At 51.8% G+C, this 21,330-nt stretch carries 20 protein-coding genes; 19 read left to right on the top strand and 1 reads right to left on the bottom strand.

Annotation, left to right across the window (positions count from 1 at the left end):
* Positions 1-90: 90 nt before the first annotated feature.
* From AC0LWF_RS15155 to AC0LWF_RS15180, 6 genes are all read left to right on the top strand, one after another.
* A complete protein-coding gene (locus AC0LWF_RS15155; RefSeq protein WP_474652373.1) occupies positions 91-1,272 on the top strand; it encodes a glycosyltransferase family 4 protein in 1,182 nt (393 codons plus the stop codon).
* Positions 1,273-1,596: 324 nt separating this feature from the next.
* Complete coding sequence (locus AC0LWF_RS15160) at positions 1,597-2,835, top strand: glycosyltransferase family 2 protein (protein ID WP_474652374.1); 1,239 nt, start codon at positions 1,597-1,599, stop codon at positions 2,833-2,835.
* A gap of 240 nt (positions 2,836-3,075) precedes the next feature.
* A complete protein-coding gene (gene infC / locus AC0LWF_RS15165) occupies positions 3,076-3,627 on the top strand; it encodes a translation initiation factor IF-3 (RefSeq protein WP_474652630.1) in 552 nt (183 codons plus the stop codon).
* A gap of 28 nt (positions 3,628-3,655) precedes the next feature.
* Complete coding sequence (rpmI, locus tag AC0LWF_RS15170; protein ID WP_090576365.1) at positions 3,656-3,859, top strand: 50S ribosomal protein L35; 204 nt, start codon at positions 3,656-3,658, stop codon at positions 3,857-3,859.
* A 47-nt stretch (positions 3,860-3,906) separates the two neighbouring features.
* Entirely contained in the window at positions 3,907-4,266 is a 360-nt protein-coding gene (gene rplT, locus AC0LWF_RS15175; RefSeq protein WP_112880164.1) for a 50S ribosomal protein L20, read from the top strand.
* 237 nt (positions 4,267-4,503) lie between these two features.
* Positions 4,504-4,929 carry a hypothetical protein gene (locus AC0LWF_RS15180; RefSeq protein WP_474652375.1) on the top strand — a complete coding sequence of 142 codons (426 nt, stop codon included), beginning with the start codon at positions 4,504-4,506 and terminating at the stop codon, positions 4,927-4,929.
* Here the strand turns inward: AC0LWF_RS15180 and AC0LWF_RS15185 are convergent.
* Entirely contained in the window at positions 4,926-5,372 is a 447-nt protein-coding gene (locus AC0LWF_RS15185) for a GNAT family N-acetyltransferase (RefSeq protein ID WP_474652376.1), read from the bottom strand. The genes AC0LWF_RS15180 and AC0LWF_RS15185 overlap by 4 nt on opposite strands.
* Positions 5,373-5,964: 592 nt before the next feature.
* On the opposite strand from AC0LWF_RS15185, the gene ilvB reads away from it, so the two are divergent.
* The 13 genes from ilvB (at position 5,965) to AC0LWF_RS15250 (ending at position 21,293) form a co-directional block, all read left to right on the top strand.
* On the top strand, positions 5,965-7,710 hold the full coding sequence (gene ilvB / locus AC0LWF_RS15190) for a biosynthetic-type acetolactate synthase large subunit (protein WP_474652377.1): 1,746 nt from the start codon (positions 5,965-5,967) through the stop codon (positions 7,708-7,710).
* Positions 7,707-8,192: an acetolactate synthase small subunit gene (gene ilvN / locus AC0LWF_RS15195; RefSeq protein WP_090576348.1), complete on the top strand. Its 486-nt coding sequence runs from the start codon at positions 7,707-7,709 to the stop codon at positions 8,190-8,192. Before ilvB ends, ilvN begins: the two co-directional genes overlap by 4 nt.
* Before the next feature lie 219 nt (positions 8,193-8,411).
* Positions 8,412-9,404 carry a ketol-acid reductoisomerase gene (ilvC, locus tag AC0LWF_RS15200; protein WP_126019080.1) on the top strand — a complete coding sequence of 331 codons (993 nt, stop codon included), beginning with the start codon at positions 8,412-8,414 and terminating at the stop codon, positions 9,402-9,404.
* Positions 9,405-9,521: 117 nt separating this feature from the next.
* On the top strand, positions 9,522-11,066 hold the full coding sequence (locus tag AC0LWF_RS15205) for a 2-isopropylmalate synthase (RefSeq protein ID WP_474652378.1): 1,545 nt from the start codon (positions 9,522-9,524) through the stop codon (positions 11,064-11,066).
* Positions 11,067-11,187: 121 nt separating this feature from the next.
* Positions 11,188-12,564 (top strand): sensor histidine kinase, encoded by a 1,377-nt coding sequence (locus tag AC0LWF_RS15210; RefSeq protein ID WP_474652379.1) that lies wholly within the window; start codon positions 11,188-11,190, stop codon positions 12,562-12,564.
* The gene (locus AC0LWF_RS15215; RefSeq protein ID WP_474652380.1) at positions 12,551-13,216 is read left to right on the top strand and encodes a response regulator; all 666 of its coding nucleotides are present in this window, start codon (positions 12,551-12,553) and stop codon (positions 13,214-13,216) included. The genes AC0LWF_RS15210 and AC0LWF_RS15215 overlap by 14 nt, the downstream gene beginning before the upstream one ends.
* A gap of 156 nt (positions 13,217-13,372) precedes the next feature.
* A complete protein-coding gene (leuB, locus tag AC0LWF_RS15220; RefSeq protein ID WP_474652381.1) occupies positions 13,373-14,452 on the top strand; it encodes a 3-isopropylmalate dehydrogenase in 1,080 nt (359 codons plus the stop codon).
* Positions 14,453-14,611: 159 nt separating this feature from the next.
* Positions 14,612-15,037, top strand: coding sequence for a hypothetical protein (locus AC0LWF_RS15225; RefSeq protein WP_474652382.1), 426 nt, complete (start codon positions 14,612-14,614; stop codon positions 15,035-15,037).
* Between the two features lie 98 nt (positions 15,038-15,135).
* Positions 15,136-15,957 (top strand): RNA polymerase sigma factor SigI, encoded by an 822-nt coding sequence (sigI, locus tag AC0LWF_RS15230; protein ID WP_474652383.1) that lies wholly within the window; start codon positions 15,136-15,138, stop codon positions 15,955-15,957.
* Positions 15,954-17,582: an anti-sigma factor domain-containing protein gene (locus tag AC0LWF_RS15235; protein ID WP_474652384.1), complete on the top strand. Its 1,629-nt coding sequence runs from the start codon at positions 15,954-15,956 to the stop codon at positions 17,580-17,582. Before sigI ends, AC0LWF_RS15235 begins: the two co-directional genes overlap by 4 nt.
* A 214-nt stretch (positions 17,583-17,796) precedes the next feature.
* Positions 17,797-18,195: an ATP-binding protein gene (locus AC0LWF_RS15240; protein ID WP_474652385.1), complete on the top strand. Its 399-nt coding sequence runs from the start codon at positions 17,797-17,799 to the stop codon at positions 18,193-18,195.
* A gap of 12 nt (positions 18,196-18,207) precedes the next feature.
* Positions 18,208-19,581 carry an ATP-binding protein gene (locus AC0LWF_RS15245; RefSeq protein ID WP_474652631.1) on the top strand — a complete coding sequence of 458 codons (1,374 nt, stop codon included), beginning with the start codon at positions 18,208-18,210 and terminating at the stop codon, positions 19,579-19,581.
* A 140-nt stretch (positions 19,582-19,721) separates the two neighbouring features.
* The gene (locus AC0LWF_RS15250) at positions 19,722-21,293 is read left to right on the top strand and encodes a leucyl aminopeptidase (protein ID WP_474652386.1); all 1,572 of its coding nucleotides are present in this window, start codon (positions 19,722-19,724) and stop codon (positions 21,291-21,293) included.
* The last annotated feature ends 37 nt before the right edge of the window (positions 21,294-21,330 follow it).

A 21,330-nucleotide genomic window follows, 5' to 3' on the forward strand; every position in this document is an offset into this window, starting at 1 on the left:
CAATTGATATGGCGGTAATACACCCTCCATATACTGGTAGTATAAGCTGGCTGCGCAAATCGCGGCATAAGCAATTGGAGGCGATTGGATATGCGTCTTGCCTTGTTTACGGACACTTATGCACCCGATGTCAACGGAGTGGCTCGAACACTTGAGAAGTGGGAACATTTCCTAAGGAAGCGCGATATTCCTTGCCTTGTATTTGCCCCGAATCCAGCCGCTGCCGCCCAGCGGGAGTCTTCGCCGTTCGTGGAGCGTTTCATGAGCATGCCCTTCGTCCTCTATCCGGAATGCCGCCTAGCGCTACCGAATCCCATTCATATGCGCCGTGCGCTGGAACAGTTCCAGCCGACCTTGATCCACGTCGCAACGCCGTTCAACATGGGCCTTTGCGGCGTTCACTATGCCCGAAAACACAATATTCCGCTCGTTGCTTCATATCATACACATTTTGACCGTTATTTGGCGTTTTACAATATCCATTGGATGGTTAAGATGTTATGGAGGTACCTTGAATGGTTCCATCAGGACTGCAGGCGCATCTTCGTGCCTTCCGCCTCGACTTTGCATGGTCTTGCAGAGCGCGGCTGGGATGAGGAGCGTCTCACCGTATGGACGCGCGGCATCGAAACGAAGCATTTTCATCCGAACGTTGATCGTGCTGCACTGCTTGCGGAGCAAGAGATTGCAGAGAATCAGTTTGTCGTTCTCTATGTTGGCAGAATGGCCCCGGAGAAAAATGTGGATACAGCCGTAGCTGCTTTCGCAAAGTTCCAGAGCGAAGTGAGTAAAGATGCCGTTTTTGCGCTGGCTGGGGACGGTCCGCAGATGCAGCAGCTGAAGCAGCAGGCGGCGCGCGAGGGTATTAACACGCGGTTTCTCGGCTTTACAAGCATGCCGAAGCTTCAGCAGTGGTATGCAGCAGCAGATGTACTGCTGTTCCCATCGCCAACGGAGACGTTCGGCAACGTCGTGCTCGAGGCAATGGCATGCGGTACACCGGTCATCTGTGCAGACAGCGGCGGTGTCGTCGATACGGTCAATCATGAGTGGAACGGACTGCTCTGCGAGCCGGGTAATGCCGATGCGTTCTGCGAGGCGCTTGAGAGAATCTATCTGGATGAGGAACTGAGAAAAAGGCTGGTCGCAAGAGGTCTGGCACACAGCATGAGACAGTCTTGGGAGGGCATATTCGAAGAATTGCTATCGAGTATGGAACAGGCGGCGCAGCAGCCGGCTGTGAGTTCATCAATTCGTCACATTGGCAGGTGACATGGGCGAAACTTTACTGCTTTCAACAACGTTTATTGAGAGTGAGTGCCTTCGATTAATCGTAAATGTATGAAATACGGGTGAAACGGCAGTAAACAGGCTTTACCTTCCGTTAAAATCCCAATGCAAGCGCTTTTCTCCGATTTCTTGGCGTTTGGAAGGCAATTTCTACTTTTGACAAACAGACGAATTGTGTGGAGAATCATTAAGGTTGCGATATAAATATAAAAATACAAGACGCAGCCGCAGTCACCATGAATAAAGAACGTATAAAGAAACTAGAGAGAAGATAAAAATGGGGTCTCAAGGGGGCAGTACAAGTTAATGTTCAACACGATTATTATTATGTTTCAAGTCTTTTTGGCGTTTGTCGGCGTGTATCAGTTTGTTATTTCCTTGTTCGGTATTGTAAGGAAACGGAAGGAAACGAAGCATGATCCGCAGAAGTCGTTCGCGGTTCTCGTTGCAGCTCACAATGAAGCTCAAGTGGTTGGGGCGCTGATCGAGAATTTGAAGAACCTCGACTACCCGAAAGAGCTTTACGATATCTTTGTTATTTGCGATAACTGCACGGATAATACGGCAGACATTGCACGCAGCATGGGCGTCCATGCGATGGAGCGCAAAAATCCGCATCTGCGCGGTAAAGGCCACGCCATTGAATGGATGCTGAAGGAATTATGGGCGATGCCTCGCCAATACGACGGCATTGTCATGTTTGACGCAGATAACCTGGTCGGCAACGACTTCCTGACGCATATGAACAACGACCTGTGCGAAGGCCGCAAGGTCATCCAAGGTTACTTGGACACGAAGAACCCTACAGATTCATGGGTTACCGCTTCGTATGCGATCACCTACTGGTACTGCAACAGACTGTGGCAGTTGTCCCGCAGAAACTTGAACATGGCGAACTACCTCGGCGGTACGGGCATGTGCTTCGAATCCGAACTGCTTAAGGAAATGGGCTGGGGCGCGACGAGCCTTGTCGAGGACTTGGAGTTCTCGATGCGCTGCGTGAAGCGCGGCATTCATCCTGTTCTGAATTACGATGCGAAAGTATATGATGAGAAGCCGCTAAGCTTCAAGGCTTCGTCCAGACAGCGTCTGCGCTGGATGCAAGGCCATTTCACTGTAGCTCGCAGCTATTTCTTCCCGCTGCTATGGGCGAGTATTAAAGAACGCAGCTTCGTGAAGTTCGACGCGGCTCTGTACTCGATCTCGGTTTACAATACGTTCCTTGGATTTATCGTAACCGCTATGCTCTGGATGGATAACATCATTCCGGCAGACAATATATTTACATCGATTTATTATTACGCGCCATTCTGGCTTGCGCCGATGGCGATCTTCCTGGCGGCGGTTATGTTCCCGCTCGTTATGGCACTTGAAGGCATCAAGTCCGGAAAAATGTATGCGCACCTGTTCTCCATGGTGTTCTTCCAGCTTTCGTGGCTGCCGATCACATGCTACGCATTCTTCACGCAGAACAACAAGCAATGGAGCCATACGCAGCATACGCGCGTGCTTCGATTGGATGAAGTGCAGAGCAAGCAAGTTTAGTCAAAGGGTTGACTACAGTTGTTGCATCATGATATAGTATTTCAGTAACATCTCTTGAACACTTCATAAGATGTGTACGCACAAGCAGAAGCACCCGCTTCTCACCTACTCGGCTAATGGCTGAATGGTATGCGATCGATGATTGTAACTGGCAGCAACATTACGTTGCTTTTGAGAGCCTACGATCTTGGTTAATGGAATGCGGGTCCTATGCGGATCCGCATTTTTTGTTTTTGCTTGATGCTTTGCTTGATTCATAATTTTTGGAGGTGGCAGGTTATTAGCAGGGAACATCAAATCAACGATGAAATTCGGGCCAGAGAAGTGCGCGTCGTCGGTGCAGAAGGCGAGCAGCTTGGTATTAAGCCTTTCCGCGAGGCACTGCAATTGGCAATCGATTTGAACATGGACCTGGTGAACGTTGCACCGACAGCGAAACCGCCGGTGTGCAGAGTCATGGACTATGGCAAATTCCGTTATGAGCAGCAAAAGAAAGATAAAGAAGCTCGCAAGAATCAGAAAATTGTAGACACGAAGGAAGTTTGGTTCCGTGCTAACATTGACGAGAACGACTACCAAACGAAATTCCGGAATGTCGTAAAGTTTCTGGGTGAAGGCGATAAAGTGAAATGTTCTGTTCGTTTCCGCGGACGTGAAATTACACATGCATCCGTCGGTCAGAAGATTCTGGATCGGCTTGCGGCAGAAGTTGCTGATTTGTGCGTTATGGAGCGTGTACCGAAGCTTGAGGGCCGCAGCATGATCATGATTCTAGCACCGAAAGCGACTTAATAATCAATCATTGAGGAGGATCATCCAAATGCCTAAAATGAAAACTCACAGCAGTCTTAAAGACCGCTTCAAAATCACAGGTACTGGTAAAGTAATTCGTTACAAAGCGTACAAGAATCACCTTCTTTCCGGCAAATCGTCCCGTCAGAAGCGTGTATTGAACACTCAACCAAACCTGGCTAAAGGCGATTTCAAACGTCTGCAACAAGGCCTTGCAAACATCAAAGGTTAATTAGATCGATCTAATATCGTATAAATATACTCGGGAGGTTTCTACTCATGGCAAGAGTTAAAGGCGGATTCGTCCGCGCACGTCGTCGTAAAAGAATTTTGAAGCTGGCAAAAGGTTATTTCGGTTCAAAGCATCGCCTGTTTAAAACAGCAAAAGAGCAAGTAATGAAATCCTTGCTTTACGCATACCGTGACCGTCGTCAACACAAACGTGACATCCGCAAACTGTGGATCGTTCGTATCAATGCTGCAGCTCGCCAAAACGGCCTGTCCTACAGCAAATTCATGTACGGTTTGAAGCTTGCGGGCGTTGAAGTAAACCGCAAAATGCTTGCTGACCTTGCAGTGAACGACATCAACTCGTTCAACACTTTTGCAAGCCTTGCAAAACAAAAAGTAAACGCGTAGGCCTACCGCTTACACGTTTCATGATAGAGAGCGCCTTTCTGCTACGCAGAGGGGCGCTCTTTTTTGTTTGTCGTATTGGTTTGTTGTCATAGGGACAACGGTACAAGCGCGAAGAGCTGCTAGCGAATAGAGTATAGGACAACGACATTTACACTCTCGAGACAGATGACAGTAATGGTCAATTGCCGTAGAAGGTCATTGCAGCATGGTAGTCTAAATGTTGAGAGGAGGGATATTATGCAACGTCAACGTCAACGTGTTACGCAGCAGCAATTGCAGCAGCTCGTCGGTAAAACGATCTACGCAGTACGCAAAGACGGCTCTGTCGTAACAGGCAAGCTCGTTCATGCTCACAATAGCAAGCTTCTGATCAGCCCGCTCGATGCTGATAAGAAAGCAGGGACAAGGGCGATCATCCCACTCGTTCTGTTCGATCTGCTCGTTATCGGCTTATTCGCAGGCGGCGGTTGGGGCGGTGGCTGGGGAGGCGGCTGGGGAGGCGGCTGCGGCGGCGGCTGCGGCGGCGGTTACCCTGGAGGAGGGTTTCCAGGCGGCTCAGGCGGATTCCCAGGAGGTTACCCAGGCGGGATAGGCGGTATTGGACCAGGACCCGGTTATGATGGCTCGCAATTTGGCGGCTATAACAATACGCCTTTCTATTAATCCAGGCGCTTGAACATTTCGTAACAGCGAAGATCAGGATAAGCTCGAACAGTCTGAAAGCCCAGCCGCGAATAGAGCCGCTGGGCTCTTGGATTTGAGTAATCGACGAACAAGGTAGCTGAGCTGCAGCCTGCTTTGCGTGCATGTACTTCGGCATTGTTCAATAGCCCTGTACCGAGCTGTCTGCCTCGGTGCTGTGGATGAACGACGAGCATATCGAGCAGCAGCCGGTCGCCGCGTATATAGAAATGGATGAAGCCTTGCGGCAAGCTGGACTTTGATCGGGAACTGACAAGTGTCACGCCATCGCTAAGCCGCCGGGGCAGCTCGCGTATCGTTTGTGCGTCCCGTGGAGAGGCTGTGTGTGAGAGCGGTATGAGTTCGCACTTAATGAGACGGATGATCTCATCGTCATCTATACGAGCGCGTCTGGCTCGAATCATGGGTCGGGAACCTTCTTTCTGGCCTTTAGGATTGTATATTCTATGCGGATGGTGTAAGCCTCGCGATTAGGTGGGATATGCGGGTACATAACTTTTTCAAAGAAGTAGAAGCTAAGTTTTGAAATATCAGAAAGTAATAAATTTTTGTTCACTGTTTTGCTTGACGAATGGTACCCAGACGCATATAATAAGCGATAAGCTAATAATTGAACGGCTATGAAGAGGACGAAGTGTTAAGGGCTCTTTTGCTCCAGAGAGCGTTCGGAATTGCTGAAACCGACGCCAAAACCCCTTTCCAACGAGCTCACCTCGGAGCTGTTTCCCTGAAAAGGATCGCGATGCGAACCGCATTAGGGGAAATCGTAAGGCACACGTTAATGTGCCAAGGTAGAACGAACTCTCGTTCTAACCTTATGAGGTTATGCGCTGTGAGGCGTATAACATATTTGGGTGGTACCACGGAAGCTAAACCTTTCGTCCCTAGGCGATATGCTCGCTCTAGGAACGAAAGGTTTTTTTGTTTTTATAAACTTAAGCTTTTGCCGTCAGAAGTCGGCGACAGCCGTTTACACTTGGAAGGGAGGACGACTTAATGGACGCTCAACATGCAACGTTAAGGTCAAAAGAAGAAATTAAAGAAAACCTGAAGAAACCGGAGGTCATTTCCGGCTCAGAAATTTTGCTTCGCAGCTTGGTGCTGGAGGATGTGGAGTGCGTCTTCGGTTACCCAGGCGGCGCAGTATTGTACATCTACGATGCCATGCACGGATTCTCGGACTTCCACCATCTGCTGACCCGTCACGAGCAAGGCGCCATTCATGCGGCCGACGGCTATGCGCGGGCTAGCGGTAAAGTTGGCGTATGTATAGCAACATCGGGACCGGGAGCTACAAACCTTGTCACAGGGATCGCGACTGCGTTTATGGACTCGGTACCGCTTGTCGTCATTACCGGCAACGTTGCGACTACGCTGATCGGAACGGATGCATTCCAAGAAGCAGACATTACAGGCATCACGATGCCGATTACGAAACATAGCTATCTGGTACGCAAGGCAGCTGATTTGCCGCGCATCATTCACGAGGCGTTCCATATCGCGAACACTGGCCGTAAAGGTCCAGTACTTATTGATATCCCGAAGGACGTTTCGGCTGAGCTCGCTCTGTTCGAGCCATCGACTGAAATTAATATTCGCGGCTACAGCCCGACAGTAACGCCGAATAAGCTGCAAATTGACAAGATGATCAAGGCAATCGCAGAAGCAGAGCGCCCGATCGTATTGGCAGGCGGCGGCGTTGTATACTCCGGAGGCCATGAAGAATTGTACGAATTTATTAAAAAGTCCGGCATTCCGGTAACGACGACATTGCTCGGACTTGGCGCTTTCCCAAGCGGCGAAGACCTGTGGCTCGGCATGCCGGGTATGCACGGCACGTACACATCGAACACAGCCATTCAAGATGCTGACCTTCTGATCAACATTGGCGCACGTTTCGATGACCGCGTAACGGGTAAGCTATCCGGCTTCGCTCCGAAGGCGAAGATCGTACACGTTGATATCGATCCGGCTGAGATTGGCAAGAACGTACCGACAGACATTCCGATTGTCGGCGATGTGAAGACAGTCCTTCAGCTTGCGAACAAAGAAGTGCAGTACGCGGCGAAAGCTGATGCATGGCGTGCTAAGCTGGCAGCCTCCAAAGCGGAGAAGCCGTACAGCTACACGGATTCCGATGAAGAACTGAAGCCGCAATGGGTTATCGAAATGCTGTACGAAGAGTCGAAAGGCGAAGCGATCGTAACGACTGACGTTGGCCAGCACCAAATGTGGGCAGCGCAGTACTACAAGTTCAAGCAGCCGCGCTCATGGGTAACATCCGGCGGCCTTGGTACAATGGGCTTCGGCTTCCCTTCGGCAATCGGTGCTCAGATGGCGAACCCGGAACGTCTCGTTATCTCGATTAACGGCGATGGCGGTATGCAGATGTGCGCGCAAGAGCTTGCGATCTGTGCCATCAACAAAATTCCGGTTAAAGTCGTTATCATTAACAACCAAGTGCTCGGCATGGTTCGCCAATGGCAGGAACTGATCTACGATAACCGTTACAGCCATATCGACCTTTCGGGCAGCCCGGATTTCGTGAAATTGGCTGAAGCTTACGGCGTTCGCGGCTTCCGCGCTTCGAACAAGGAAGATGCTCGCGCTGTATGGCAAGAAGCAATGAATCATGATGGCCCGGCAGTTGTGGAGTTCGTCGTACGCAAGCACGAGAACGTGTATCCGATGGTTACACAAGGCTCCACAATTGATCAAATGTTAATGGGGGATGCGGAATGAAGAGACATACGATAGCAGTACTCGTAAACGACCAGCCAGGCGTCCTCCAACGCGTATCCGGATTGTTCGGACGCCGCGGCTTCAATATTGAGAGCATCACCGTCGGGACAAGCGAGGAAGCCGGCTTGTCCCGGATGGTCATCGTCACAACCGGCGATGACAACACTTTGGAGCAAGTAATAAAGCAGCTGTACAAGCTCATCGACGTTATTAAAGTCGTTGATCTTAGCGCGAATCCGATGGTTGGCCGCGAGCTTGCGCTCATTAAAGTAACGGCTGATCCGACAGCACGCCCAGAGATTCTCGGTGTGGTAGAGACGTTCCGCGCAGCAGTTGTCGATATTGGCACGACTTCGCTGATGGTACAAGTCGTTGGCGATTCCGAGAAGATTGATGCGATGATCGAGCTGCTGAAGCCTTACGGCATTCGCGAGCTTTCTCGCACGGGCGTTACGGCTATGATCCGTGGTAACGCTAGATAACAAGTTCATAGGATAACAGTCAAAGTTAGCAATTCATCAGGCAGCAGGTTATAACAAGAGGGTTCACACCGCTTTTGAGCGGGGGTTAGAGTGAGGGAATGACTCAGGAGCAGGAGCAGATGCAGATGCAGATGCTGTTCGCGCATGAGATTGTCCGCCGCCGCAATCCCTTCTGTAACACCCGCTCAAAAGGGTTAAATTAAAGGAGGCTTCATTTACATGGCAGTTACATTGTACTATGAAAAAGATGCAGACCAAAGCGTTCTGCAAAGCAAAACAATCGCAGTTATCGGTTACGGTAGTCAAGGTCACGCTCAAGCACAAAACTTGCGTGACAGCGGTCTGAAAGTTATCATCGGCCTTCGCCCTGGTAAATCCGCAGAAAAAGCGAAGAACGACGGTTTCGAAGTTCTCGCAGTTAGCGAAGCTGTTAAGCTTGCTGATGTTGTTCAAATCTTGATGCCTGACGAAACACAAGCACGTGTGTACAAAGAAGAAATCGAGCCAAACCTGAAGCAAGGCGCAGCTCTAATGTTCTCCCACGGCTTCAACGTTCACTTTGGTCAAATCAAACCTCGTAAAGATACAGACGTATTGCTCGTAGCTCCTAAGTCCCCGGGCCACATGGTTCGTCGTACTTACGTTGAAGGCTTCGGCGTTCCTGGTCTGATCGCAATCGAGCAAGATGCTACTGGCAACGCGAAAGCAATCGGTCTTGCATATGCAAAAGGTATCGGCTGTACTCGTGCAGGCGTTATCGAAACTTCGTTCAAAGAAGAAACAGAAACAGACTTGTTCGGTGAGCAAGCAGTTCTTTGCGGCGGTGCTACTGCACTCGTTAAAGCAGGTTTCGAAACTTTGGTTGAAGCCGGCTACGCTCCAGAAATGGCATACTTCGAGTGTCTGCATGAGCTGAAGCTCATCGTTGACCTGATGTATGAAGGCGGTCTTGCTACAATGCGCGACTCCATCTCGAACACAGCTGAATATGGTGACTATGTAACTGGTCCTCGTATCGTTACAGACGAGACGAAGAAAGCGATGAAAGCCGTTCTGACTGATATTCAACAAGGTAAATTCGCTCGCGACTTCATCTTGGAGAACCAATCGAACAATGCATTCATGACAGCAACTCGTCGTAACGAAGCTGCTCACCCAATCGAAGTGGTTGGCGGTCAACTTCGTGAATTGATGCACTGGATCAAGAAATAATTCGGAAATAATTGGAAGTATAATACCCGGATAAGCGCCCCGGTCCCTGCGTCTCCCCTTGGAGACGTCAGGGCCGTTTCGCTATCTTCGGAACTCTTGAGTCTCGAGGTGCAGCTAATGCGTAAAATATATATTTTCGATACGACGCTTCGTGACGGTGAGCAATCTCCTGGTGTAAACCTGAATACGAAGGAAAAGCTTGAGATCGCTTACCAGCTGGAGAAGCTGGGCGTTGACCGGATCGAAGCCGGCTTCCCGGCCGCTTCCCCAGGCGATCTGGCAGCGGTGAACGCCGTTGCCCGTGCGGTCAAGAATGCCTCTGTCATCGGCCTGGCGCGTTCCCGCGAGCAGGACATCGATGCAGTAGTTGAAGCACTAAAGGGCGCGCAGGATCCTTGCCTGCATCTGTTCCTCGCGACCAGCCCAATCCACCGCAAGCACAAGCTGCGCATGGAGAAGGATCAAGTGCTGGAAACAGCGGAGCGTGCGATCCGGTATGCGAAGCAATATTTTAGCAAAATCGAATTTTCGGCGGAGGATGCAGGCCGTACTGAGCTTGACTTCTTATGCCAAGTAACGGATATGGCGATTCGCGCAGGTGCGACGGTCGTTAATATTCCGGATACAGTCGGTTATATGAACCCGTCCGAATACGGTCATATCTTCAAGACGCTCAAGGAGCAGGTGCCAGGCATCGAGAAGATCCAGCTAAGCGCGCACTGTCATGACGATCTCGGCATGGCGACAGCGAATGCGCTAGCTGCGATTCTGAACGGCGCCGACCAGATCGAAGGTACGATCAACGGCATCGGCGAGCGTGCTGGCAATACCGCGATCGAGGAAGTGGCGATGGCGCTTGCGACACGCGCAGACTTCTTCGGTGCGACAACGACGCTGAGCCTGGAAGAAATTGCCAAGACAAGCCGTCTTGTCAGCAAGCTGACAGGCATGGTCGTTCCGGGCAACAAGGCAATTGTCGGCGCTAACGCGTTCGCACATGAGTCCGGTATCCATCAGGACGGCATGCTGAAAGAGAAGACGACGTATGAGATCATTTCTCCAGAGACAATCGGTCTTCGCGATTCAAAGCTCGTGCTTGGCAAGCACTCCGGCCGTGCGGCTTTCCGTGAGAAGCTGATCGATCTTGGCTATGAGCTGGACGAAGAAGCAGTGAACACTGCATTCGCGAAGTTCAAGGACCTCGCAGACAAGAAGAAGAACGTCATGGACGAGGACATCCGTGCAATGCTCGAAGAGAAGCTGACGGACACGCCGGAAGTGTATTCGCTTGAGACGATTGAAGTCAGCTATGGCAACAAATCGGTTCCTAGCGCTACGATCCGCGTTCGTACGGCGGAAGGCGAAGTAAAAGAGCAGACAGCAGAAGGCAACGGCTCTGTTGATGCGATTTACAACGCTATCGACGGCTTGACGGCGGAGAATGTCGAGCTCGAGGACTACTCCATCAAGTCCGTCTCACATGGTAAAGATGCGCTTGGCGAAGTGCATGTTGTGCTGAAGCAAGATGATGTATCCGCACAAGGCCGCGGTCTGAGCACGGATATTCTCGAAGCAAGCGCTCGTGCTTACATCGACGCATTGAACCGGTTAATTGAGAAACGGAAGTCTCCGGGCCGCCGTGACAAAATGAGCCTGATCTAGTTTAATAAACCGCTTCGCTCGTCCCTCTAGGGATAGCCGGAGCGGTTTTTTTGCGCTATAGCAGGGTGCGGGGAGCATGGTATAATAATGAAAAATCGTTAACCGGGGGACAACGAGTCAGATGCTATTCGTATGGATCGTACTATGGATCTCTTCGGCGCTGCTTATCGCGGCCAATCGCCGGAATGCCGCCGGACGATGGCTTAGCTTCGTCTCCTTCTGCGGCGGGATGGGGGCGCTCGCATCCGTGCTTGAAGGCTGGATCGTCTCCCTAGTTGCAAGCGGCGGCATCGACTCCGCGGGCGAGCATATGCTGCGCATTATTCAGCGCTGCTGTTCATGGACGAGCTACTACGGCTTGCCGTACGGGTTCCTATGCTTCGGTTCATCGTACAATGCGGAGCTATTGCCGGAACGGCTGTCACGGCGCATGCCGCTGCTTGCTCTGCTGCTTCCGCTCGCGATGCTTGCGCTGCCGATTGCGGAAGACTATCCCGTACACTATAACCTGCTCGCGATATGGGCGGTTCCATACTTCGTGCTTGGCGGCGCACTGCTTCTAGCGAAGAAGCATGTTCATCCCGCGGAACGCAGAGCGCATGGAATTCTGCTCGTGGCAGTGATGCCCGCTATCCTTGCGGCTGTTACGATGAATTATGTGCTGCCGCTGCTGGGACTCTACCGGATGTGGCGGTACAATGTTTATCCGATTGGCTTCGCATTCGTCATCTTCATCGTTGCGCTGTTCAATGTCGGCTTTCTCGGTGTACAGCTGCTCATTGAGCGTCGCCAGCTGAACTACTCGCTGCGGGCGATTACGAGCGGGACGGCGATGCTGAACCATGCGATCAAGAACGATATCGGCAAGATGAAGCTGTTCACGGACAAAATAAAGCGAGAAGCTGGTGCCAACGTTGAGCTGCAAGCGGACATTAACGTCATCAGCGCAGCCGCGTTGCATGTTGAAGCGATGATCCGCAGCGTGCATGAACGAACGCAGGAGCTGCAATTGCAGCTGCAGACAGTGAGCTTGGCGCCGCTTGTGCAGGAGCAGATCGTAGCAATAGAGCAGCAAGCGGCTGCGAAAGGAATCTCGATCACAACACAATATGACGACAATGCGGTTGCGATAGCGGATGCTGCGCAAACGTCCGAAGCGATCCATAATGTGCTGCAGAACGCCATTGACGCGATGCCCGGCGGCGGTCAGTTGAAAGCTGCTGTTATCGCCGGCAAACGTGGAAGCACAATTGAAATTACAGATACAGGCATCGGAATCGAGAAGTCGCAGCTGCGCAAGGTCATTGAGCCGTTCTTCACGACGAAGAGCGGCAAGACGATGAACTTTGGGCTTGGGCTTGCCTACTGCTATCAGCTGATGCATAGGCAGGGCGGCGAGCTGCGGATAAGCAGCGAAGCGGGAGCGGGCACGATTGTGCGGTTCCATTTTCGGGCGGTAGGAAAGAAGGGGGCAAAGAGCTGCGATGGCACACAATGAGGAGTCTCCAATTCGTATCATGCTTATAGAGGATGATCCGGACTGGCGCAGAGGACTGGCTGCTTATCTGAACGGCCAGCCGGATATGCAAGTGATAGGCGAAGCCGATAACGCGGAAGCCGCGCTTGCTATTGCGCCGTCATCAGGAGCGGACATCATTCTGCTCGACATCATGCTCGCTGATAGCCCGGATGGACTGCGGCTTGCTTCCGAGCTGTCCGGCAGCGGCGCACAGATCATTATGCTGACGTCGATGGAGGATCGCGCATTCGTCGTGGAGGCGTTCCGCGCCGGCGCCGTGAATTACTTGGTGAAGTCGGATTTCACCGCGATTCCAGATGCAGTGCGAAGTGCAGCGGCAGACCGCTCCTCGATCGACAGCTCTGCAGCTCGCCTGATGCTAGAGGAATTCCGCCGTCTGAAGAAGCTTGAACGCGAATATGAGACCGATAAGTTTAAGCGGCTGCTGACGCCGTCGGAGGTGCAGCTGCTGAAGATGATTCACGAGGGCAACAGCCAATCGCAAATCGCGGAGAAGTCTTTTCTGTCGCTGCGTACGGTGAAGAACCACGTAAACAATATTTTGCGCAAGATTGGCGGGAAGAGCAGTAAAGATGCTGCACAGCGTGCGAAGGACAACGAGCTGTTCTAACAAGGACGCTCCGTCACCTTTATATGCTCAGCCTATAAAAGTCATAGCTATTATATCTTTGTCATACCAAGGCTTATTATGGTACAACTAAGGAAGACTGAGAATCATAATCAGAGGGTGCAAGCTGGCCCTGAATAAAAGGAGTGTCTTTCGACTATGGCAGACGTTAAAAAAATTGCAGTTATCGCCGGTGACGGTATCGGACCAGAGGTTGTTGGCGAAGCGCTGAAAGTATTGAAGAAAACGGAAGAGCTGTACGGCTACCAATTCGAAACGACCCACGGCCTGTTCGGCGGTATCGCTATCGATGAGAAAGGCACGCCGCTTCCGCAAGAAACGCTTGATATTTGTAAAGCTGCTGACGCTGTTCTGCTCGGCGCTGTAGGCGGACCGAAATGGGATAACAATTCGAAGGAGCTTCGTCCGGAGACGGGCCTTCTCGGAATTCGTAAAGCGCTTGGCTTGTTCTCGAACATTCGCCCTGCGAACGTATTCGACTGCTTGAAGGAAGCTTCCACGCTGAAGCCGGAAGTGCTTGAAGGCACTGACCTGATCGTTGTGCGCGAGCTGACTGGCGGCATCTACTTCGGCGAGAAGTTCCGCCGTCAAGGTGAACACGGTGAAGAAGCGGTAGATACTTGCGTATATAACGTCGTTGAAATTGAGCGCATCGTGCGCCAAGGCTTCGAAATTGCGCGCACACGCCGCAAGAAGCTGGCATCGGTTGATAAAGCGAACGTGCTTGAAACTTCCCGCCTGTGGCGCGAAGTCGTAAACCGGATCGCTCCAGAATATCCGGATGTTGAACTTGAGCACGTGCTCGTTGACAACTGCGCAATGCAGCTGCTCCGCCGTCCTTCAAGCTTCGACGTTATCGTAACGGAGAACATGTTCGGCGACATTATCAGTGACGAAGCAGCAATGCTGACAGGCTCGATCGGTATGTTGTCCTCCGCATCGCTTGGCGAAGGCGCCTTCGGGTTGTACGAGCCGGTACACGGTTCCGCGCCTGATATCGCTGGCCAAGGCATCTCGAACCCGATCGCAACGATTCTGTCGGTTGCTCTTATGTTCCGCCTCACTTTCGGCTACCACGAAGCAGCGCAAGCAATCGAAGATGCAGTTAAATCGGTACTTGACGCTGGTCACCGTACAGGCGACATCGCAGTGGATAAGAGCAAAGCGATTGGCACAAGTGAAATGGGCGATCTGATCGTTGCAGCAATCAAGAAGTAATTTTATATTTAATTAGATCCCGGAGCCGTTACAGGCTCCGGGTTTTTCTATACACTGGAAACAAACGTAAAGCAGGAATTTTGATTTCGAGGAGCGAATAAGTTATACAAAGTTTCAGATCATTTCAAGAAGGGTAATGTACTAAGGAGGGTGACAGGAATGAGCTTTTGCTGTGGAGCTAGCATGATCGGCACGAACGGAACGCTGAAGCATTTTCGCACGCATATTCATAATGTTCCTATTCTTTTTTGCCCCGTTTGTCACCGTGTTGAGATTCATCACATGATTGAGAATGAATATGAAATTTTGGCTGAATATGCCCATGGCGACGGCGCATCTGAAGTCGACTTTATTGAATATGTCGAGCAGGAAGATCAGGAATTGTTCGAGAACTGCGTGAATAACGAGAACGAAGATCCGATGGATGTTGTGACGAACCAAATTGATATGGCGCTGGACCTGCTTTGTTTTGCGAAACAAATCGGAGATGAGAGTTGGGAAGCTGACTTGAAACGCCGGCTCAGCGTATTGAACGGGCGGCGCAATAAGCTGATGCAGCGCAGAACCTCTGAAGGGTATTGTTGATGGATGAAACCGCCTCCTGAAGAAGGAGGCTTTTTTATTATGTCTACCCCCTCAATCAAAATAGACAACACGAAAAATGTAATTGTGAGGTGGAGCGGTTGCTACTGGTACTGTTCAAACGAATTTTCGGCGGTAAGCATGAGAAGACGGCAGTCACCGAAAGCCTACATATTGCTCCAGAGGAAGTTGTGGAGCAAATCAGGCGCGGAGAAGCTTCGCGCAGTGACTTTATCGCGGCATACAAGCCGTATATCGCGAAGGTGACGAGCCGATTTTGCAAGAGATATATCGATCCTGAGCGGGCAGATGAGTTCAGCATTGCACTTGTCGCCTTCAACGAAGCGATCGAGCAATTCAAAGGTCAGGCAGGAAAATCGTTCCTCGGCTTTGCCGAAACGGTCATTCGGCGTAGGCTTATTGACTATATCCGAAAAGAACAAAGGCATCAGAGTACAGTTCCATACAGCGCTTTCGATCAAGATGACGAAGAGGAAATGACGGTTAATCCGATTGAGACGAAAGAAGCGCTTCATCGTTACTCGATCACCCAGGAAACAGAAGCGCGCCGCATGGAAATAGCAGAATACGATGCAAGGCTGAAGCAATTCGATATCTCTTTCATGGAGCTATCAGAACTATCTCCCAAGCATAGCGATTCGAGGCTGCTGCTTATATCGATCAGCCGGCTGCTCGCATCCGATCCGCAGCTGTACGATGTGCTAGAGACGAAGCAGAAGCTGCCGATCAAGGAGCTGTGCGAGATGGCCAGCGTGTCCAGGAAGACGATTGAACGCAATCGAAAGTATATCATCGCACTTGCGTTATTACATAACGGGGATTTTCCGTATTTGCAGCAATACATAGCGCCGCAAGATCAGGCAATGCCGGAAGAGGCCGAAGCAAGGGGGGTGAGAGCATGAGTCGTGGTATTGTGATGGAAACAAGCGCGAATTTTGTCGTCGTTCTAATGCCTGACGGACAGTTTCGCAAAGTAAGAACAACGCGTAAGCCCCAAGTAGGTGAAGAGTTTGCTTTTACTGAGCAGAGGCGTATGCAAAATCCCCGTAAGCTATATAGCGCTAGCGCGGGTGCCGCGGCAATCTTGCTCCTCCTCTTTGTCCCGTTCCTTGTGAACTATTGGGGCAATCAGCATCCGGTTGTCGCGTACTTAACGATGGACGTCAATCCGAGCATCGAGCTTGGCGTGACGAAGGATGAGAAGGTCGAGGAATTGCGGGCGATCAACGATGACGGCGCGGATGTCACGGACGGCCTAGAGTATAAGGGGCTGTCGCTTGAGGAAGTGACCGAGGCGATTATGGATCGCATTAGTGCCGGACCGTATCTGAACAGCGGCGAAGGCGATGTCATTATTACGAGCGTTCTGGTCGATGACAAGAAAGCGCCGGCTGACTATGAGAACGAGGTTACGACGCATATGGACGCAGCTGTTCATAAGTCGCTTGAAAAGACTGAGAAGGGACGCAGCTTGAAGGTAGCCGTAACGAAGATCTCTGCTCCGCCTGAGGTGCGAGATGTTGCGAAGAATGACGGCCTGTCAGCAGGCAAGATGGCGTTCTACTTAATGGCGAAGAAGAAGGGCTACAACATTTCGATTCACCAGCTGAAGACGGAGTCGATCCATCAAGCCGCGAAGTCGATGGGCGGTGTGGCGGCAGTTGTGAATGATGATGCTCCATCGAAGGAGACGGAAGCTGCGAAGAAGCCTGCTGCCGAGGCCGGTGACGATAAGAGCGCGAAGGATTCGAATAAGCCAGCTAAGACTAGCGGCAAACTTGATACATCCAAAACTTCTGGTACTACCGATGCTGATCGAACGGCTGGAGCTGCTTCGAAAGCAGACAAAGAAAAGCAGTGGGAAGCGCAGAAGGAGCAGCTGAAGGAGCTTGTGAAAAAGGAGCAAGAGAAGCGCCAGAAACGCGAGGAAGCGAAGGCTGCTGCGAATAAAGCGGGCGGTAATAACAGCGACAAGGGCAGCGGCAAATATGGCAAAGACCGGGATGACCGCCGCGGCGATGACTGGCGCGATAATCGCAAGAATGATGATAAGAAGGAAGATGGCGGCGAGCAGGCGACTTCCGGTGGTCATTCGGAGAAGAAAGACGATCATCAAGGCGATAGCGGCAAGAAGCAAGAACAAGAGAATAAAGCGCATGAAGGCGGCCAGGAAGATGCAAAAAACACTTCCAATGGTCGCCCTAGTGGCGTTCAAGGCAAGGATTCAAAGCCATCCAGCTCGGGTAAAAATAGTGAAAATAATTGGAATAGAAGCCAAGGTAAGGATAGCAAAGACAGCAAAGGCAGCAGTAGCGGCAAAGGATCCAGTAAGGACAAGGACAGCCAGCAGCAGAGCCAAAGCCAGACGCAAGGGCAGAACGAAGACCGTAATGAAAAAGACAATGGCAGCGATAAAGGTAGTGCAGATAAGAGCGGCGAAAGTAGCAGCGGCAAGGACGATGACAAGAACAGTCAGAGCAGCCGTGGCGATAAAGAAGATCGCAATCATAGCAGTGGCCGAGGATAGAAGGACAATGACCGCAAGGGACGGGACTAACGTCACCGCAGGAAAGGCGCAGGCACTTATTGCCCGCGCCTTTCGCCCTATCACGTCGTCGAGTCAATTCGACAGTATCTTCGGTTGACAGAAATTGCCTATGGTCTCTATGATTATTGTAAGCCATCTCAGACTCGGAACCTGCATGTACAAAGCATTAAGAGGGTGGAGGAGAGAATTGAACGTGGAAATGATGCATATAAGGGAGAAGTCAGACGTTATCTATGCCCGGGAAAGAGGTCGGGATACCGCGAGATCGGTCGGCTTTAATCTTGTCGATCAGACGATTATTGCATACACAATTTCCGAACTTGCGCTCAAGCTCATTTCTTTCGCAGAGAAGGGTCATGTGACCATTCGACAGCTTTGTTATAGCAAAGGTGAACAAGCCAGTGGTATTGAAGTCAGATTATTCGATCATTTTCGCGGGCCTAGTCGGATTCAGCAGCAGTGGTTAGATAAGCTGGATGCAGATCTGGAGCTGACCCATGATCAGCTTCGCGGGACGATGATCACGTTTCGGAAGTGGATTCATTCGGAGGTACGCTACAGCTCACCGAACTGCGCGGCAGGAGAGGAGTAACACATGCAGGCCATGCAAGCCATTCGAAAACGCTACTTCCCGGCGCTCGCAGAATATATGAGAAGCGGAAGTGAAGCCTCCTTGTTTGAGGCGACTGAAATTGGCAAGTTACTCCAAGATATCCACCCGGAAGACATCATCGCGATTCATGAAGAATCCATGCAGAAGCTTGTGGCCAATATGGACTCGGATGAGGCGCTCAGCTTATACAGCCGTTCTTTTATCTTTCTGATTGAGCTCATGGTTGCTTTCCGTTTCCGCTTGCAGCCGGAGCAGACACCCGATCAGAGGTTTAGCGATATGCGCGATATGCTGCTTAGCTCGCATCGTTCCTTTCGTATGGTCAAAAATAAATATGAAAACGTACTCCAGCATATGGACAGCGGCATCGCGATCTTTGACAGCGATGGCATTCTCTCTTTCGTCAATGTGCAGATGGCCAAACTTCTCGACATTCCACGCAAGACGCTGATCGGTTGCAATATTATCGACATGCTATGGCATAGTCAGCTGAACCGCAGCACGAAGCGGATTATTTTGCGAGTATTTAAGGAAGTGCATTTGCGTCGCAGCCGCTACCTGGAGTTTCAGGACGTGAACGGCCGCTTCCTGCTCGTAACCGTCACCTACGGGGATCAGCTGGACGGCGATTATCTGATCAGCGTGAAGGACGTTACGGAATATAAGCAGATTGAGCAGACCGCTTATCAGAATGACAAGCTCGCGATGCTTGGGAAGATCGCGGCGGCAATTGCACATGAGATTCGCAACCCCCTCACATCGATTCGCGGGTTTATCCAGCTGCTCAAGCCACATCTTGCACAGCTCGGCAAAGATGAGTACTCGCGCATCATCCTCACGGAAATTGACCGTGCCAACGATATTATCTATGAATTTCTCAATTCTTCGAAGCCTTCCGCGCCGATGAAGCAGAAGGTGCCGATCCATTCGCTGCTGAAGGAGGTCATCCTGCTCTCAGATAGCGAGGCGTTGCTTAAAGGCTGCCAGATTCATCTGGAATCATATGATGAGGAGCTTGCTATCTCCATTGACGTGAAGCAGGTGAAGCAGGTTATCTTGAATATGGTCCGCAATGCGATCGAGGCCATCGGCGAGCTTGAAAGCGAGCGCAGCGGGCGTATCGACATCGTCACGCGCCGCGACGGGCGTGATGCGGAGATAACAATCCGTGACAATGGCAAAGGCATGGATACGACGACGAAGTCGAAGCTGTTCGATCCGTTCTTCACGACGAAGGCGTCGGGCACTGGACTCGGTTTGTCGGTCAGCTACCGGATCGTCCGAAATCATGGCGGCAAAATCCGCGTTTCGAGCAATCCGGGCGAAGGGACGGAGTTCAATATTTATTTGCCATTAGCGGAGTAAACGATTAGAATCGGGTATGAACCTTGGCTTATGGATAAATGGGCCAAATTGGCTGCAAAGAAATCGGGGAAACCCGGTTTTTTTGTGTTGTCAACGGACAGGAATTCGTAGATGATGGAAATGAAGGAGCGAATGTGAAAATGAGTGTTCAATTCATATATGCGAGCGGGCCGGCAGCCTCCAGTGCTGCTGATGTTACAGTCGTATTCGTAACGAAGGATGAACTGAAATTGCCGGGGGCAGCCGGGCAGAAATGGGCGCACCCGCAGCTGGATGAGGCGCTGCGCCAGCATGCCGTGAAGGAGCTGTTCAGAGGAGAGCCGAAGGAAACGCTCGTCATGCCGACGCTTGGCTTGCTTCCGGAGTCGCATATCCTCTTCGTCGGGATCTCGGCGAAGGAGAAGATGACGACGGATAGCCTGCGCGATGCGGCGGCGGTCGCTGCGAAGGCGGCAACACGCCTTAAGGCAGCAGCGGTGAAGCAGCTGCTTCCGGCGGCAGTGCTTGGCGGTGGTGGCGCTGGTGTTGGCGCAGGCACAGGCACAGGCGCTTCGGCGTTCACGGTCAGCCAAGCGGCGCAAGCGATAACGGAAGGCTATGCGCTCGGACTGTTCGTGCGCAAGACTGCGAAGAAAGCAGATGCGAAGCGGCAGTCGACCGTGGCAACGGTCACATTCACTCCGGTCCAGCCGCTGAAGGCTGCGGGGGCCAAGGATGTGGAGGCGCAGTGGAAAGCCGGCATGCAGCGCGGCGTCGTCTTCGCGGAGTCTGTCATCTATGCGCGCGACATAACGAATTTACCGGGCAACAATCTGACGCCGCAGAAGCTTGCAGAGGAAGCGGAAGCTTTGGCGCAGAAGTACAATCTCGACTATGAGATATTCGATGAGGTTGCCGCTGCGGAGGAAGGCATGGGCGGGCTGCTCGGCGTAGGGCAGGGCAGCATCCATCCGCCGCGAATGGTCGTCATTCATTATGAAGGCGCGCCAGGCGATGACGAGAAATGGGGCTTAATCGGTAAAGGCATCACATTCGATACCGGCGGTATATGCATTAAGCCGAAGCTTGGCATGGAAGAGATGATCTCGGACATGGGCGGTGCGGCGACAGTGCTTGGCGTCGTGCGGATTCTTGGCGAGCTTCGTCCGGCAATGAATGCGGTCATTGTCATCCCGACCGCGGAGAATATGCCGTCGGATCGAGCGTTTAAGCCAGGCGACGTGCTGACAATGATGAACGGCACGACGGTTGAGATTGTGAACACGGACGCGGAAGGCCGCCTCGTGCTGGCCGATGGTCTTACGACGGCGCTTCGCCGCGGCGCGACGAAGCTGATCGATGTCGCGACGCTGACTGGCGCTGTGCTGGTGGCGCTCGGCGATGTCGCCACAGGTTCGGTGACGAACGACGAGCCGCTCCACCAGCAGATCATCGCAGCTTCGCAGCTAACAGGCGAGCGGATCTGGCCGCTGCCAGCCTTCCCTGAATTCCGCAGACAGCTCGACAGCGATGCGGCGGACATGAAGAACGGAGGAAGCCGCTACGGCGCCGCGAGCATTGCCGGCTTGTTCATCGGGGCGTTCACGGAGGAGAAACCGTGGGTCCATCTCGATGTTGCCGGAACCGCATGGCTGGAGCGGGATAAGGTATGGGAAGTGAAAGGCGCTACAGGCGTTATGGTTCGTACGCTAGGTGAATTGTTTACGCAATAAGGCTGCTTGCTTGGCAGTGCATGACATCAGGAGTAAC

The sequence above is a fragment of the Paenibacillus sp. sgz302114 genome, from assembly GCF_056120345.1.